Source organism: Qingrenia yutianensis, assembly GCF_014385105.1.
GTDB classification, from domain to species: Bacteria; Bacillota; Clostridia; order UMGS1810; family UMGS1810; genus Qingrenia; species Qingrenia yutianensis.
The window spans coordinates 1-16,985 of sequence record NZ_JACRTE010000023.1 but is presented as its reverse complement, the minus strand read 5'-3'; the positions used below and the strand labels follow the sequence as shown (position 1 = coordinate 16,985).

Sequence of the window (16,985 nt, the reverse complement as noted above, 5' to 3'; positions counted from 1 at the left end):
AAAATTTTAAACTGTCAATCCCAAAGCTGTTATCTTTCTAAAGCGCTGCATCAGCTGCAACTTTTATAGAATACCACATCTTTGATACTTTGTCAACACTTTTTTTCATTTTTTTGAAAATTTTTTAAAATCTTCAAAATCTCAAAAGTGCCGTCCTCAAAGGTGCTTTATCAATATACCACATCGCGGACGGCTTGTCAACACTTTTTTACAAAAATTTTCATTTTATCATTTTTATAACCGTGTTGAGTGCGCAAAGTGTGGATTTTTGCCTTACAACGTGGCGTTCGCCGTCAAAAATGTGTTTTTCCACTCTATGATTGTCCCCGATTTTCACGCAAATATACACAAGACCCACACATTTTTCGCGCGTGTCGCCCAAAGGCCCGGCAATTCCGGTGATTGCAACGGAAATATCGCTTTTCGCGCTCTCCATTGCGCCCGACGCCATCTCAACCGCGGTTTTACTGCTCACCGCACCGTATTTTTCGAGTGTTTCGCGCTTAACGCCGAGAAATTTCATTTTTGCCTCGTTGCTGTAGGTGATAACTCCTTCTTTATAATACGCGGAAACTCCCGAAATTTCGGTGAGCGACGCGCCGAGCATACCGCCGGTACAGCTTTCGGCAGTGGTGATTGTCTTATTTTTTTCGGCGAGCAGACGCACCGTTTCGGCTGCCGCCGCGAGAATTTTTTCGTCAAGATTATCTTTATTCAGTGCGCCCGAATTGTAAGCATCGCCCGATAAATTATTCAAAATTTTCCCTTCCATAGCCTAATCCTCGTATTTCACAGTAATTGTTTCAACGCCCTCAACCGCCTCGTCGATAAGGCGCTCAATGTCGAGTTTTTCCTGCGAATTTTTAATTTTTTCAAGCACGGGTTTTGTGCTGGGGTGGCGCGGAGTGAACACGGTACAGCAGTCCTCGTACGGCAGAATTGACGTTTCAAAAGCGCCGATTTTACGGGAAATTTCAACAATTTCCTCTTTGTCCATACCGATGAGCGGACGGAAAACAACGGTGTTCACACTCTCGTTTGTAACGCCGAGCGCGCCGATTGTCTGGCTCGCCACCTGACCTATGCTTTCGCCCGTGACAAGCGCCTGGCAATGCGTTTTCTGCGCGATTTTCTCGGCAATCTGCATCATAAATCTGCGCATAACAAGCGTGAGATGCTCCTCGGGGCATTTTTCGCGGATTTCAAGCTGAATTTCGGTGAACGGCACAATGTGAACTTTCATTTCGCCGTTGTATTTTGCGACGATTGACGCAAGTTTCAAAACCTTGTCCTTCGCCCTTTCGCCCGTGTACGGATAGCTGAAAAAGTGCACCGCTTCAAGCTTTACACCGCGTTTTGCAATCATATATCCCGCAACGGGGCTGTCAATTCCGCCCGACAAAAGCAGTGCCGCTTTGCCGTTTGTGCCGACGGGCATACCGCCGAGACACTTTATTTTTCCCGTGTGAACAAACGCGTGCGTGTCGCGGATTTCCACCGTAACGGTAAGCTCGGGATTGTTCACGTCAACTTTGATATTCGGGAAATTATCCAATATAAAACCGCCGATTTCCTCACAGATTTCGGGCGATTTAAACGGAAATTTCTTGTCGGCGCGCTTTGCGTTCACCTTAAAAGTTTTCGCGTTTGAAATTTCGTCCGAGAACGATTTTAAAATTTCCTCTTTCACCGCGTCAAGGTTTTTTTCGCATTTGTGTGCGACCGTCACCGACACAATGCCGAAAACGCACTTTAACCTGTCGATAATCGCGTTTGTCTGCTCCTCGCCCTCAAGCGGTTCTATGTAGGTAATCGCCTGAGCGCGCGAAATTTCCACCGCACCGAGCCCGTCCAGCGCGCGGCGGATATTTTTAACCAGCGCACTTTCAAAGCGCGGACGGTTAAGACCTTTTAAAATTATTTCGCCGTAACGGCACATAATAATGCTGTTCATAAAAATTTCCTTCCTTATATATCCGATTATTTCAAGTTTACTGTTTTCTGCAAAACGGGAATTTCGCGTTCAAGAACCTGTGCAACATAACGTGCGTCATCCGCGGTGTTGTTGGGCGAAAAACTGAACCGTACCGCGCCCTCCGCACTTTTTTTGTCAATTCCCATAGCGTCCAGAACGTGGCTGACGTGCGTTTTGCGCGACGAGCACGCACTGCCCGACGACACAAAAATGCCGTTCGACTCCAAAACGTGGAGAATTACCTCGGATTTTAGCCCTGTAAACGACACGTTCAAGATGTATTCCAAGCCGTTTTCGGGCGAATTTACCCTTGTGTACGGCAGTTTTTTCACGCTTTCTTCAATAATGTTTTTCACTTCGCGAAGTTTTTCGCGGTCGGTCTGCATAAATTTCTGCTTGATTTCGCACGCCTTTAAAAATCCCAAAATTCCCGCAACGTTGTGCGTTCCCGAGCGTATTCCGCGCTCCTGACCGCCCCCGAAAACAGGACTTTCAATTCGGGTTTTCTTCCTTATATATATAAAACCGATTCCGTTCGGACCGCCGATTTTGTGCGCCGATGCGGAGAGCATATCGAGTTTTGCTTTTTCAGCGTCAATTTTAATTTTCCCGAAACTCTGCACCGCGTCCGAGAAAAACGCGCAGTTCGGGTTTTTCGCTTTCACCGCCGGGCCGATTTTTTCAATCGGCATAACCGCGCCCGTTTCGTTGTTGACGTGCATAACGCTCACCAAAATCGTATCGGCGTCCACCTCGTTTAAAAGCTCGCCCTCGTCAACAACGCCGCTTGGCAAAAGATTTGCATAAACAACATTAAAGCCCACGCTTTCAAGGTGTTTGCAGCACTCCAATACGGCAGGGTGCTCGGCTTTTGTGGTGATGATTTTGTTTCCGCGTTTGCGGTTTTTGAGCGCATAACCGAGCATTGCAATGTTGTCACTCTCGGTGCCTCCGCTTGTAAAATAAATCTCCTCCGCCGACGCGTTTATCATTTTCGCAATGAATTTGCGCGCCTTTTCCATTTCGTCCTCGGCGTATTTTCCGAGATTATGCAGTGACGACGGATTTGCGTAAAATCGTTTCATAGCGTCAAAAACCGTGTCGCACACCTCGTCGTACGGCAAGGTTGTGGCGCTGTTGTCCATATATATTTCCATAACTAAAACTCCCTTTTTCTTTTGCTGAAATGTCCTGCCAAAAACGAATTTACCTCACCGCCGATTAAAATTATGTACGCCGTGACGAAAATCCAGGTGAAAAGCACAACAATCCCGGCGATACTGCCGTAGATAATGTCGTAGCTTGAAAAATTGTTTACGTAATACGAAAAAACCGACGAAAACACAATCCACAGACACGACGTGAAAAACGCACCGCCCAGCGCTTGTTTGAACGACAAATTCACGCACGGCATAACCTTATACATCGACGCGAAAAGCACAATCATCAGCACAAACGGCACAAGGAACCTTAAAATGTGCCACAGCGCGTAATACTGCGGAAGATAGCGTATCATCACAGCGCCGATAAGCGAACCGCCGACAAGCAGAATGAAGTTTAAAATTATCGTCACAAGTATAAGCAGTGCAAAAATTATGCCGAGAAGGCGGATATACAAAATATTTCGGTTTTCTTTGACATCGTAAAATTTGTTGAGCGCGCGTGACACTGTCGCCACCGCGTTTGACATCGACCAAATCGACACAACGCCCGTGATTACCGCAAGCGAACGGCTCGCCGTCACCTGACGCAGACCGTCTAAAACGATTGTTGCAGTTTGATTGGGCAAAAACGCAATCAAATCGTAGAGCGCCGACTCGTCCAAAAGAGGCGTTGACGAAATTATTATAAACAGAAAAACGATAAACGGAAAAAAAGCCGTGTTGATATAAAACGCAAGCTGTGCCGCCATTGCAGGCACGTCATCGTCCAAAAAGCTTTTAACGGCGCGGAAAATTATCGGCTTCTTTTTCACATTTTCACCCTCTTTTTTCCAAAACAATTCACAGTCACGTCTATTATACTACATTTTTTTCAAAATTACTAACATTTTTTTAAATATTTTTAAAATATGTTTGAATTTTCATTAAATATGGTGTATAATTAGTTATACTACCGGCTTATTATGTAATTTTTATAAATTGGAGGAAATAAATGGAAAATTTATTAACCCTCACCTTGACCGAGCTTAAAAGCAAAGCTAAAGAGCTTGGAATTAAAAACATTTCAAAATTGAAAAAAGGTGAGCTTGCCGAAAAAATAGCGCAGTTCGCAAAAGATGAAAAACCGCATAAAAAACCGACCGTAAAAAAGGCGGAAAAGAGCGCGGACAAAGGCGAAACAAAAGAAATCAAAACCGCATCGGTTTCGGCAAAAGAGCAGAAAACCGGCGGGGAAAAAGAAGAAATCACAAAAAAAGAAGAAATCACAAAGGAAATATCCGAAGAAAATCAAAACAATTCAAATAATTTATCCGAAAATATTCAAAATCCGAAAAAATCTCAAAAAACGGTTTCCGAAAACAATCCCGAACACAAAGCAGACGAAAAAAATACCGAACACAAAAAGAACAATACGCGCGACGTTACGGGCGTTTTGGAGGTTTTGGCAGACGGTTTCGGCTTTTTGAGGTGCGACAACTACCTATCGGGTTCGGACGATATTTATGTTTCGCCCGTGCAGATAAGGCGGTTTAACTTAAAGACGGGCGACCAGATTTTCGGCGTTATGCGCCTTCCCAACGAGGGTGAGCGTTTCGGTGCGATTATCTATGTCAAAGAGGTAAACGGCGACACGCCCGACGTTGCAATCAGGCGGAAACCGTTCGACTCGCTTATTCCGATTTATCCCAACGAGCGCTTGACATTGGAGCGCGAGCCGGGTAATTTTTCGGTGCGCTTAATCGACCTTATCGCGCCTATCGGAAAGGGTCAGCGCGGAATAATCGTATCTCCCCCGAAAGCGGGAAAAACCACCCTTTTAAAGTCAATCGCAAACAGCATTTCGGAAAATTATCCCGAAATAAAGCTTATCGTTCTCCTCATTGACGAACGTCCCGAGGAGGTCACCGATATGAAACGTTCAATAAACGGCGAGGTGATTTTTTCGACGTTCGACGAGCTTCCCGAGCATCATATAAAAGTTGCTGAAATGACGCTCGAGCGCGCAATGCGCCTTGTGGAGCACAAAAAAGACGTTGTTGTTTTGCTCGACAGTTTGACAAGACTTGCGCGCGCGTACAACCTCACAATTCCGCCGACGGGCAGAACGCTCTCGGGCGGTATCGACCCCGGCGCACTGCACAAACCGAAACGCTTTTTCGGTGCGGCGCGGAACATTGAAAACGGCGGTTCGCTCACAATTCTTGCAACCGCGCTTGTCGAAACGGGAAGCCGAATGGACGACGTTATTTTTGAGGAATTTAAAGGCACGGGCAATATGGAAATCCACCTTGACCGAAAACTTTCGGAAAAACGCATATTCCCGGCAATCGACATATATAAATCGGGCACGCGGAAAGAGGAACTTCTGCTCACTCCGCGCCAGAAAGACGCGGTTTGGCATCTGCGCAGAATTATGAGCCGTGACCAAAGCCAGGACGTTGCGGAAAAAATCATCTCAAGTCTTGTCAAAACGAGTTCGAACAACGAATTTATCGACAATCTTCTGCGCCGTCAGGACAAAAACGGAACGTCAGGCCAGAACGGATAAATTTTAAAATTTTTACGAAAGGTTATGAAAAACAAAATGGCACAACAAAAGAAAGCAAAGGGCGCGAAAGGCACAAGCGTGAAATCCTCCGCACCGTCGAAAGCCGCAAAAACGGCGAAGGAAAATTCGCACCTTTATGAAATAATTGCAATAATCGCAATCGCGGTGTCGCTTTGGCTGGTATTAAGCCTGTATTTCAACAACGGCGGACCGGCAGGCACGGCAACGGTGAAATTTTTGCAGGGAATGTTTGGCACGAGCATATATTTTCTGCCCCCGTACGCACTTTTTCTGCTTATCCACTCAATGATACATAAAAACTACAGAGAGTTAAAATCGAAGTATCTTATGTGCGTGATAATGTTTTTCCTGTTCGCCGGACTAATTCACGTTTTGTCGGGCGTTGAGGGCTGGGAATACCGTCTTGAACACAAGACGCTTGCCGACTACTGGAAAAAATATTATCTCTACTATTCGGCAAGCGAAAACGCGTATATGCGCGGTTCGGGCGTAATCGGCGAGATTATCGCGCGCCCTGTTATCAGTATGTTCAACTATCTCGGCTCGGACATTTTCTTTATTTCTATGATACTGATTTTCTCAATCTGCGTGTTCGACGTTTCGTTCTTTAAAGCGCTCAATAATTTCACGTCGTATGTGAAAGCAAAAAGCGCGAAAAAAGCGTCGCAGAAGCAGTCGGACGAGCCGTACGGATACAGTGACAGACCCGCGCAGACGCAGAAACGCAAAATAAAGGAAATTGACATTTTCGGCGACAATGAAAAAACGCCGTCCGCACCAAAAGCCGATGCCGAAAAGGCTGAACCGAAAGATGAAACAGTCCCCGACGAGGACTACAAAGAGCCTGAAATTAAGCTTTACAACAAGGGTCAGACCGGTTTTGCCGAGCTTTTGGACAAAAACGGCAAAGAGGGCAAGGCTTTAAACGAAAAGGCTGAAAAGTCTGAAAAAACCGAAAATCCGAAAGACGGCGAAAAAGGCGAAAACGACGACAACAAACCCGACGAAAAAATCGTTGAAGAATTAAATGAGGCAAACGACAAAGCGAGCGAAATTATCGAATACGAATACCCGTCCGTCGAACTTTTGACGCCTCCGAAAGCCAACAAAAACACTCACGATATTGAGGACGAATTAAAAAGAAATTCAAAAAAACTGGTTGACACCCTAAAAAGCTTCGGCGTAAGCGCAAAGGTTGTGGAAATCAGTATGGGCCCGACGGTAACGCGCTATGAGCTTACTCCCGATGCAGGCGTAAAGGTGAGCAAAATCACGGGACTTTCAAAAGATATTGCCTTAAATCTCGCCGCAAAAAGCGTGCGTATCGAGGCTCCTATTCCGGGAAAATCCGCAGTGGGAATTGAGCTTGCAAACAAGGTTACAAACATCGTAACCCTCCGCGAGGTGCTCGAAAGCAAAGAGTTTATAAACGCAAAATCAAAACTTTCGGTTGCGCTCGGCAAAGACATCGGCGGAAATCCCATAATCATAGACATCGCAAAAATGCCCCATCTGCTCATTGCGGGCGCGACGGGCGCAGGTAAGAGTGTGTGCATAAACACGCTTGTTATGAGTATTCTCTACAAAGCTGACCCCAACGAGGTTAAGCTTGTTATGATTGACCCGAAAGTGGTTGAACTCGGTGTTTACAACGGCGCACCGCACCTTTTAATCCCCGTTGTTACCGACGCAAAAAAAGCCGCGGGCGCGCTCAACTGGGCGGTTTCGGAAATGACCGAGCGTTATTCCAAATTTGCCGACAACAACGTCCGCGATATAAACGGCTATAACGAACTTATGGAGCTTAACGAAACACCCCAGCTCAAAATGCCTCAAATGGTAATTATCATCGACGAGCTTGCCGACCTTATGATGGTTGCGCCTGCCGACGTCGAAACATACATCTGCCGTCTTGCACAGATGGCGCGTGCCGCAGGTATGCACCTTGTAATCGCAACACAGCGTCCGTCGGTAAACGTCATCACGGGTACGATTAAGGCGAATATCCCGTCGCGAATTTCGTTTATGGTGTCGAGCCAGATAGACTCGCGCACAATTCTCGATATGTCGGGCGCGGAAAAGCTTATCGGACGCGGAGATATGCTCTATATGCCGGTCGGCGCGTCGTCGCCTACGCGACTTCAGTGTTCGTACGTTTCGGACAAGGAGGTTGAGGCGGTTGTTGCGGCGGTGAGCAAAAACTGTGCACCGCAGTATAAAGAGGACGTTATTGAACGTCTTAATGCTGAGGAAGTTTACAATCCCGAGGGCGACGACCCCGGCGACAACGACGAACTTTTGCCCAAGGCGATTGAACTTGTTATTGAACGCGGACAGATTTCCACATCGCAGTTACAGAGAAGTTTCCGCATAGGCTACAACCGCGCCGGAAGCATTATCGACCAAATGGAGGCGCGCGGAATTATTTCGGGACTCGACGGCAACAAACCGCGCCAGGCGCTCATCGCGCGCGAGGAATACAACGAAATGCTTATGAGCAATAAATTACAGGACTAATATAATGAAAAAAGATTTTTTACCCATATCCAAAGAGGATATGCAAAAGCGGAAAATTAAACAGCTCGATTTTGTGTACGTCAGCGGTGACGCATATGTAGACCACCCGAGTTTCGGTCACGCAATTATCACGCGCGTGCTTGAAAGCGAGGGTTTCACCGTAGGTATAATCGCCCAGCCGAACTGGAAAGACTGCGAGGAATTTAAAAAGCTCGGCGCGCCGAAGTACGCATTTTTGGTGTCGGCAGGAAACATCGACTCTATGGTGAACCACTACACGGTTAACAAAAAAATCCGCCATACCGACCTGTATTCCCCCGGCGGTGAGGCGTTCAAACGTCCCGACAGGGCGACAATCGTGTATTGCAACCGCATACGCGAGGCATACCCCGACGCAAAAATTATAATCGGCGGTGTTGAGGCAAGTCTGCGCCGTTTTGCGCATTACGACTACTGGGACAACAAGGTGCGCCGTTCGATAATTTTCGACAGCCGTGCCGACGTTCTCACCTACGGAATGGGCGAAAAAATCATCACCGAGCTTGCGCACGCGCTAAAGGACGGAAAGGAAATTTCCGAAACGGATATTGACGGCTGTGTTTACGTCCGCTCAAATATAGATTATCTTGAAAATTATATCGAAGTCCCGCCGTTTGAGGAGGTTTCGTCGGACAAGGTTAAATACGCAAAAGCCACCGCGGACGAATATTATGAGCAGGACCCAATCCGCGGACGTGCGATAGTGCAGAAATGCCAGGGGAAATATCTTGTGCAGAACAAGCCTATGATGCCCCTTTCCACAAGCGAGCTTGACAGGGTTTATTCTCTGCCGTATATGCGCACCTACCACCCGATTTACGAAAAGGACGGCGGTGTGCCGGCAATAAAAGAGGTTAAATTTTCCATAACCAACACGCGCGGTTGCTACGGCGGATGCAACTTTTGCGCGCTCACTTTTCATCAGGGCAGAATGGTTACAAGCCGAAGCGAAAAGAGCGTTTTGAAAGAGGCGGAAAGCCTTACGCACGAGCCGGATTTTAAGGGTTATATCCACGACGTGGGCGGTCCGACGGCGAATTTTTACGGACCGGCGTGCAAAAAACAGCTTACAAAAGGCACGTGCAGAGCAAAACGCTGTCTTTATCCCGAGCCGTGCAAAAATCTTGAAATCGACCACAAAAGGTATATGCGCCTTTTGCAGAAAATGCGCGAAATTCCCAAGATTAAAAAGGTTTTCATTCGTTCGGGCATACGCTACGACTATCTTATTCACGATAAAAACGAAGAATTTTTCTATTATCTCGCAAAAAACCACGTCAGCGGTCAGCTTAAAGTTGCGCCCGAGCACATCAGCGACAACGTTTTGTCCAAAATGGGCAAGCCGAGCCGTGCTGTTTACGATAAATTTGCAGATAAATTTTATGAAATAAACAAGAAAATCGGCAAGGAGCAGTATCTTGTGCCGTATCTTATGTCGAGCCACCCGGGAAGTACGTTAAACGAGGCAATCGAACTTGCCGAGTACATTAAGGCGCACAATCTCCACCCCGAACAGGTGCAGGATTTCTACCCCACGCCTTTCACAATTTCGACCTGTATGTTTTACACAGGGCTTGACCCGTTCACCTTAAAAGAGGTGTACGTTCCGCGCACGTTTGAGGAAAAGCAAATGCAGCGCGCGCTTTTGCAGTTTACGAAAAAAGAAAATTACACGCTTGTGTTAAAAGCGCTTAAGCTTGCGCACCGCGAAGATTTAATCGGTTACGGCAAAAACTGCCTTATACGTCCGCCGAAACCCCTTGCCGAGCGCGAGCGGGCAGAAAGCAGACAAAACTCAAATCACGGCGCAAAGCAAAAAGGCAGAAAACAGACCGGCTCAAGGCAAAATACAAAACAAAACAGCAAAAATTCGGCAAACAGAGGAGGAACAAAAAATGGCAAAAATTCTGGACGGAAAAGCGGTTTCGCAAAGGGTAAAAAACGCTCTTAAAGATGAAACGGAAAAATTCGTTGAAAAATACGGCATAAAACCCGGACTTGCGGTAGTTATCGTGGGCGACGACCCCGCGTCGCGCGTTTACGTAAACTCAAAAAAGAAAGCGTGCGCCGAAATCGGCTATTATTCCGAGGAGCACGCACTGCCCGAAAGCACAACCGAGGGCGAACTTTTATCACTCGTTGAAAAACTCAACGGTGATGAAAAAATCCACGGAATTTTGGTTCAGTTACCGCTTCCGAAACACATAAACGAAGAAAAAATCATAAACGCGATTAACCCCAAAAAGGACGTTGACGCGTTCCACCCCGTGAACGTCGGCAAAATTATGATCGGCAATTTCGATTTTCTGCCTTGCACACCGGCAGGTGTTATGGAGCTTATAAACGAGGCAGGCATTGACCTTACGGGCAAAAACTGTGTTGTCGTCGGCAGAAGCAACATTGTGGGCAAACCCCAGGCAATGCTTCTTTTGCACAAAAATGCGACGGTCACAATCTGCCATTCCAAAACGAAAAACATCAAAGAAATCACCAAAAACGCGGACGTTTTGGTTGCCGCGGTGGGCAGAGCGCAGATGTTTGACGGCGATTATATAAAAGACGGCGCGGTGGTTATCGACGTCGGAATGAACCGTCTTGAAAACAAAAAACTTGTCGGCGACGTTGATTTTGAGTCCGCCGCAAAAAAAGCGTCCTGCATCACACCCGTGCCGGGCGGTGTCGGACCAATGACCATTGCAATGCTTATGAAAAACACCCTCACCGCCGCGAAAAATGCGGTTTTGGGGAAATAATATTTTCAAGTCAAAAAAAGAGATGGAATTTTGATATTCCATCTCTTTTTGCAACTATCTTTTATGCTCCATAGCTGAAATCGGGGTCTATTTCATAATCCAAATCGGAGTCAATTTCGCCGTAAATTTCGTTTGTATCGCAGCCGCAGATTTGATAGTCAAAATCTGTCCAGTAGCTTTTATCAACAAAATCAACCGCAACATATCCGCCGAGATTTTGAGTAATTCTGAACAAAAGTTTTGCAAGCTCGTTTGAAATTACAACCTCGTCGTTAACCTCAAGCGCGGGATTTGCAACCGTGTAAGCCTCGCCGTCAAGATAAACGGTGTTTGAACCCACCGCAAACGACGCGGTTTTGTATTTTCCGCATTCAACCCAGTCGGGGCGCATAAGCGTAACAACACCGTTTTCATAGGTAATGTCGCCGTCCGCAAAGCCAATGCCTACCGCCATATCTCTCAAATGCGGATAAAATTCGCCGTTCAAAACAACAGGCAAACCGTCGTGGTTCATCGCGCCCCACATAAAGTGCTGATGCCACTCGCCGTCATCAGGCTCAAAATCGGGGTAAACGGGGAAAAGGTCTGCAAAATTCACCGAATTTTCCTCGTTCAAAACAGGAAAATCAACCTTGACGTTTGAAAGCTTTTTAACCTCGCTTTTGTAATTGAGCGTGAAATCCAAAATTCCGTAGGCAGTGTTGTAACCCGAAACATCTCCGCCCAGTTTTTCGATAATTTCAAAAATGTTTACGCAGATATTCGCCGAAGTATCGGACTTTTTGATGTAACCTTTATTGTCACACTCAACTTTCATAACGATATTGCCGTCACCGATAATCTTTGTGGTCTGCAATCCCTCAAGAAAGCTTATAACATACGGCATAATTTCACCGTCGTAAACAGCTCGGAATTCCTCTTTCGTTGCATAATTTCCGCTTACGACAAAATCCTCGATAAAGTTGCCGATATTCGTAACGCTCTCGTTCAAAATCGCTTTAAATCCCTTATCGTCTATGGTGATTGTGTAGCCTTTGCCGTCTTTTTTGATGTCGGCATATTTCGTCAAAAGGTCAACGAACGCGGTTCTGTACTGCTCAATAAATTCCTTGCTCAAAAGCTTTGAAAGCACAGCGTAAACCGCGTCCGGCTCAGCGCCGTCAATATTTTTAACAAGCGTGTCAATGTCGTAAACAACGTATTTGTCAAACGACGGCGTGTTCTGAATCATATTGAACACAGGCTTTGACAAGTCGGAAAAATCGTATTCAAGCCACACCTCGGTGTTTGCGTCCGCGGTGATTTTGAGGTTTTTGTTAACGTAAACCGGCACGGCGCTCAAACCGCCGGCATAAATTTTTCCGCTTTTGTAATCGGGCGAAATGTCAGCTTTGCCCGTAACGGTGCTTGTTGAATTAAAAAGTCCGTTTATAAGACCGTTTACGTCAATCATATTGGTCACATCTGCCGGCAAATACTCATCGGCAAAATTTAAATTTATCGGCTTGTTAAGCTTTGCCGAATATGTAACCGTTTCTTCATATGTAAGATAATCCCTGTCGAAAAACGGAAGTTCGGACGCAAAAACGCAGGTTTGCGCAAACATCAAAACAACCAAAGCAAGTGCAAGAATTTTTTTCATTTTCACAAAACCCCCTGTTTAAAAATTATTTCGGAAAATTTTTGACGCGTGCTTTTTAAGCGCGAGATAAAGCGGAAATCCGAGCACGTAAACCGCCAAAAATTCCCCCAAAAAGGTATATCCCATTATAACATACGCGTGTATATTTGTAAAGAGTAAAAACTTAAGGTATCCGCCCACAATAAGCGCGTTCACAATGACGGGCGGAAAAATTGCAATAAGCGGATTTTTCTTTCGCAGTGCGTATGTGAGCGACGCGCCGATAAGCGTTGCCAAACTTCCCAAAACAAGGTCGATTATGCCCAGTCCGCCGAACAGAAGATTTGACAGAAAGCACCCTGCAAAAAGCCCGAAAACCGCGCCGGGCGTGAAAAGAGGCAGAATACAGAGTGCCTCGGAAACGCGGAGCTGAAAGATGTTGTGCCCGAAACTTATGGGTGCAAACGCCCACGTCAGCGCGATGTAAATTGCGGCAATCACCGCCGAATGTACAATGTAAATTGATTTTTTCATATGTCCTCCCGTTGTTTTGTCCGAATACAAAATTTTTTACGAAACAAATCTTATAAAATTGATGTCCTCATTTTTTTCGCATTTAAAGTCCATAATTTTCTCAAAAAATTCAATCGGAAGATAAATTTCGCCCTCCGATACAAACGGCGCGCCGATTTCGTAATCCGTGCCGTTTTTGGTGCATTTTGTATCGCCGATTTTTGCGCTCGCCGTCAAAAACACCTTTTTCACGGTGATTTCGCCCGTTTCTTCATTATATATAACGTCGCAGTCGCACTTTTCCAAAATTTTGCGCGCGCTGATAAAATACTCGCCGTCCTTTAAAACGGGTTTATGCGAAAATCCCATAATCTCGTTGTTCAGCGCGATAACGGGAAGCTTTTCAAACGTCGGAATTTTAATCCTTTCGCGGTTGTTGACCAAAATTTCGTCACCGATTTTGTCCAGCGTGATTATATCGTAACCCGGATTGAATTTTTCAAAATAAATGCCGTTGTCCGAAAGATAAAGCGTGTCGAAATCGGTGTAGTAAAACACACCGTCAAAGCTTTCGATATATTTGGGAAATTCGCCGTCGTAGTCGATTTTCATAAACGGCATTTTGTCCGCCGACATAAAGAAGTAGCCGTATTTTGTTGACGCAACGTCGAATTTTCCGTTGTTGGACGGAATGTTGACGGTGGATAATTCAAACCAGTCTTTCGCGTTTTCGGTGTAATAATTCTTGCCCGCGCAAACGTAATATTTTCCCGACGCAAAGCCTATTTCGGTAGGATATGCGTCAAACGTTTTCTCGCTTACAAGATTAAAATTATCATCAAAAATATACACCTTATTGTAAAATTTCAAAACGCTTTCAAAATATGACGGCGCACCGTCGTACGCGCCCCATTTTGCGATATAGCCGTTGTCGCCTTTTACAATGTCAAAGTTTGCGCCCTCTGTGCCGAAAATCTTTTTCGCCTCGTCGGAGAGCGGAATTTCGGTGTAATCGGAAAAATTATCGCTTTTGTAAAGGCATGAATTGTTCCACACCAAAAACGATTTTCCGTCGGTTTTCATACCCTTTTGCGCAACCTCAAAAGCGCGCTCGTCAAACGTTATGTCAATCGGCGCGTCCTTTAAAACAAACGAATTGAGCATACCGCCGTTGTTGTTCGCCGGCAAAATAACGTCGAGATAAAACACCGTCGTTTTGCCCTTTTCAAGCTTTACGCAAGCCATTGTGTCAAGCGTGCCGTCCGCCTTGTTGCCCTTTGACAGCGCGTAATTGTTCACTCGGTTCATATTTTCGTCGTACAGCATAACAATGTTGTTCGAGCCTGTTTCAAGGTTGTAATAAACGTATCGGTCATAATCGCAGTTATTTTTAACGCTCACCTTGTAATTCACCTTAACGCCGTAGTTTCCGAGATTGCACGCCTCCAAGAGATTATCTTCATAACGCGAAACGTTGCGGTTGGGGATAAATTTATTCTCGTTTTGCTTAACTTTCTCCTGCGACGGATTTATTGTGTCGGTATGGAAAACGTCAAAAAACCACCACGGAGTTTTCACGCCGTCGGGAACGCTTTCGCCGTAAAAATCAAGCTTGGACTCGTCAAGATATTTAATTTTGAGCATATCCGACTCGGCGCAGATGTCGCGCGACCACTTGTCGTTTTGCGGATTTAAATTCGTCACCCATTTGTCGGTCAGCTTGCCCGCGGTGTTGTATTGATTGTAAACCGTGACGGGCAGAAAATCGCCGTCCTTATCGCTCTTGTTTACCGAAAAACTAAGGTTTGCACACACCTTCGGAAGCGTTTGCGCAATGCCCTTGTACTGTCTTTCGCGCTTGAAATTTCCGTCTTTCGCATTGTAGTCGTGGTGCGAACGGTCTTTCAAAATTCCGTTCGATTTAAGCGCGGCAATGTCAAAATCCACACTGCCCGACACAACCTCAAAATCCATTAAAATGTTGACGGGTTTAAGATACGGCACTGCGGAATAATTTTTTATAAATTCGCTTATCCACACTTTTTTATCCGAATTTACGCCGAACTGAACGGGCGAAAACTCGATAGGTTCGTATCTTTTGTACGAGCCTACCTGATAAATCGGCGTCTGAAGATAGTCCGACCACGCGTTAAGACAGCTCCAGCTGTCCTCGTATTTCTGCTTGTTTGCGCGCGAATAAAGCGTTTTCACGTCGGGCATTTCAAAGCCGAGCGCGGTGATTTTCACAACCGCGGACGAATTTGTTTCAAAAAGTCCGTCCACCTCAACGGAAAATCCGTTTTCGATGATTTCGCCGTTTTCGTCCTTCACGCCCGTAAAATTAAGATTGGTTATAAAAACGGAATATTTTCCCGTTTTGAGCGATTTATTCTTCATTATATATGTAGGGTCGGGGTTGGACGTATCGGACAAATCGTCACGCGTCACCGACTCAATGTTGTTTTCGTATATAAACGTACCGCCCCCGTACGGCTTAAACTCGAGAGCGCACGGCTCAATGCGCGCATATACCGCAGAAGATACCGCGCAAATTGAGATTGACATTAAAATTGAAATGAAAAGTTTTTTCATAAAAATCCTCCGAAAAATTTATATAAACATTATACTACACGCAGAATGTCTTTTCAAGCTGTATTTTTCTGGTATTGCATAATATTATTAAAGAATTTTGCGAATTTTAAAAAATTTATGCGGTATATTTGCCGTTTTATGCCGTGATACGGCTCACAAAGGCACATCAGGGTTGAAAATTATGCGCATATTGTGTAAAATGTTAGACATCAGTGAGCCGAACCCCGTGCGGTTTAACTCTCTGATGCCTAAGTCAACCGGCGCCAAGAGAAAAACAGAAAGGATTTTTGGTATGAAAAAAACAATTTTTCTTTTGACTCTCGTTTTGACACTTTCGCTTGCGGTATTTACGCAAAGCGCATTTGCGAGCGCACCGTCCGCTTTGAAACAGGGTGCAAGCTCGTATGAGGTGACAACTTTGCAGACAATTCTTAAAAATCAGGGATATTTTAATTCGGAAATAACGGGTTATTACGGAACCGAAACGAAAAATGCGGTGACAAAGTTCCAGAAAGCAAACGGTCTTACCGCGGACGGAATTTTCGGCACAAACACGCGTAATGCGCTGTATGCCGCCGCATCACAGCATTATCTGCGCACATACGACGACAACGATATTTACTGGCTTTCGCGTCTTATCGAGGCAGAGGCGCAGGGCGAAAGCTACACGGGCAAAGTCGCGGTGGGAAACTGCGTTTTGAACAGGGTTATCACCGACAGCTACCCGAATAACGTTGTAAAGGTTATTTTCGATACAAACTACGGCGTGCAGTATCAGCCGACGAAAAACGGCACGATATACAACACACCGTCGCAAAGCAGTGTCAACGCGGCGGTTGCGGCGCTCGAGGGCGCGCGTCCCGTGGGAAAATGCCTGTTTTTCTATAATCCGCGCACATCTGCAAGCAGTTGGATTAAAAATAACCGTCAGTATTATACATCAATAGGAAACCACGATTTTCATATATGACGGGAGAGGGGTTGTAAGGGACGTTTCCCTTGCAATCCCTCTTTTTTTGTTTATGTAATTTTAAATTTTTGGTCTATATCAAAAATATAAAATTTGTTATTTTACTGTTTCGCTCCGCGGGGGCACTTTTAGAGTAAAAGTGCCTCAAAAGCGCGGGGGTTCCGATTCCCCCGCACCCCTAAACGGCTTGGGGTTCCACCCCAAGACCCCTTAAAACAATCAAATCATTCAAACAACAGATTATCGAAATATTTTTCAAACAAAAACCGAAAA

12 protein-coding genes are annotated in these 16,985 nt (G+C 45.6%); 5 read left to right on the top strand and 7 right to left on the bottom strand.

Annotated features, from left to right (window positions below; all coding sequences use genetic code 11):
- Positions 1-220: 220 nt before the first annotated feature.
- The 4 genes from H8706_RS10920 to H8706_RS10905 are packed head-to-tail and all read right to left on the bottom strand — an operon-like array spanning position 221 to position 3,950.
- Entirely contained in the window at positions 221-772 is a 552-nt protein-coding gene (locus H8706_RS10920) for a CinA family protein (RefSeq protein ID WP_178347091.1), read from the bottom strand.
- Between the two features lie 3 nt (positions 773-775).
- The gene (thiI, locus tag H8706_RS10915; RefSeq protein ID WP_262432645.1) at positions 776-1,954 is read right to left on the bottom strand and encodes a tRNA uracil 4-sulfurtransferase ThiI; all 1,179 of its coding nucleotides are present in this window, start codon (positions 1,952-1,954) and stop codon (positions 776-778) included.
- 26 nt (positions 1,955-1,980) lie between these two features.
- Entirely contained in the window at positions 1,981-3,132 is a 1,152-nt protein-coding gene (locus tag H8706_RS10910; protein ID WP_262432644.1) for a cysteine desulfurase family protein, read from the bottom strand.
- Positions 3,133-3,134: 2 nt separating this feature from the next.
- The gene (locus H8706_RS10905; protein WP_262432643.1) at positions 3,135-3,950 is read right to left on the bottom strand and encodes a YihY/virulence factor BrkB family protein; all 816 of its coding nucleotides are present in this window, start codon (positions 3,948-3,950) and stop codon (positions 3,135-3,137) included.
- A gap of 179 nt (positions 3,951-4,129) precedes the next feature.
- Between H8706_RS10905 and rho the strand changes: the two genes are divergently transcribed.
- The 4 genes from rho to folD are packed head-to-tail and all read left to right on the top strand — an operon-like array spanning position 4,130 to position 11,016.
- Positions 4,130-5,686 (top strand): transcription termination factor Rho, encoded by a 1,557-nt coding sequence (gene rho / locus H8706_RS10900; RefSeq protein WP_262432642.1) that lies wholly within the window; start codon positions 4,130-4,132, stop codon positions 5,684-5,686.
- Between the two features lie 36 nt (positions 5,687-5,722).
- Entirely contained in the window at positions 5,723-8,224 is a 2,502-nt protein-coding gene (locus H8706_RS10895; RefSeq protein WP_262432641.1) for an FtsK/SpoIIIE family DNA translocase, read from the top strand.
- A gap of 4 nt (positions 8,225-8,228) precedes the next feature.
- Positions 8,229-10,214 (top strand): YgiQ family radical SAM protein, encoded by a 1,986-nt coding sequence (locus H8706_RS10890; RefSeq protein ID WP_394354563.1) that lies wholly within the window; start codon positions 8,229-8,231, stop codon positions 10,212-10,214.
- Positions 10,159-11,016, top strand: coding sequence for a bifunctional methylenetetrahydrofolate dehydrogenase/methenyltetrahydrofolate cyclohydrolase FolD (folD, locus tag H8706_RS10885; protein WP_178347097.1), 858 nt, complete (start codon positions 10,159-10,161; stop codon positions 11,014-11,016). Before H8706_RS10890 ends, folD begins: the two co-directional genes overlap by 56 nt.
- 61 nt (positions 11,017-11,077) lie before the next feature.
- Here folD and H8706_RS10880 read toward each other — a convergent pair whose 3' ends face one another.
- Genes H8706_RS10880 through H8706_RS10870 form a run of 3 tightly spaced genes read right to left on the bottom strand, consistent with a single transcriptional unit; the run spans position 11,078 to position 15,742 of the window.
- Positions 11,078-12,658, bottom strand: coding sequence for a hypothetical protein (locus tag H8706_RS10880; protein ID WP_178347098.1), 1,581 nt, complete (start codon positions 12,656-12,658; stop codon positions 11,078-11,080).
- An 18-nt stretch (positions 12,659-12,676) separates the two neighbouring features.
- Entirely contained in the window at positions 12,677-13,171 is a 495-nt protein-coding gene (locus H8706_RS10875) for a QueT transporter family protein (protein ID WP_178347099.1), read from the bottom strand.
- Positions 13,172-13,207: 36 nt separating this feature from the next.
- The gene (locus H8706_RS10870; RefSeq protein ID WP_262432640.1) at positions 13,208-15,742 is read right to left on the bottom strand and encodes a copper amine oxidase N-terminal domain-containing protein; all 2,535 of its coding nucleotides are present in this window, start codon (positions 15,740-15,742) and stop codon (positions 13,208-13,210) included.
- A gap of 292 nt (positions 15,743-16,034) precedes the next feature.
- On the opposite strand from H8706_RS10870, the gene H8706_RS10865 reads away from it, so the two are divergent.
- Positions 16,035-16,712: a cell wall hydrolase gene (locus H8706_RS10865; protein WP_262432639.1), complete on the top strand. Its 678-nt coding sequence runs from the start codon at positions 16,035-16,037 to the stop codon at positions 16,710-16,712.
- Positions 16,713-16,985: the final 273 nt, after the last annotated feature.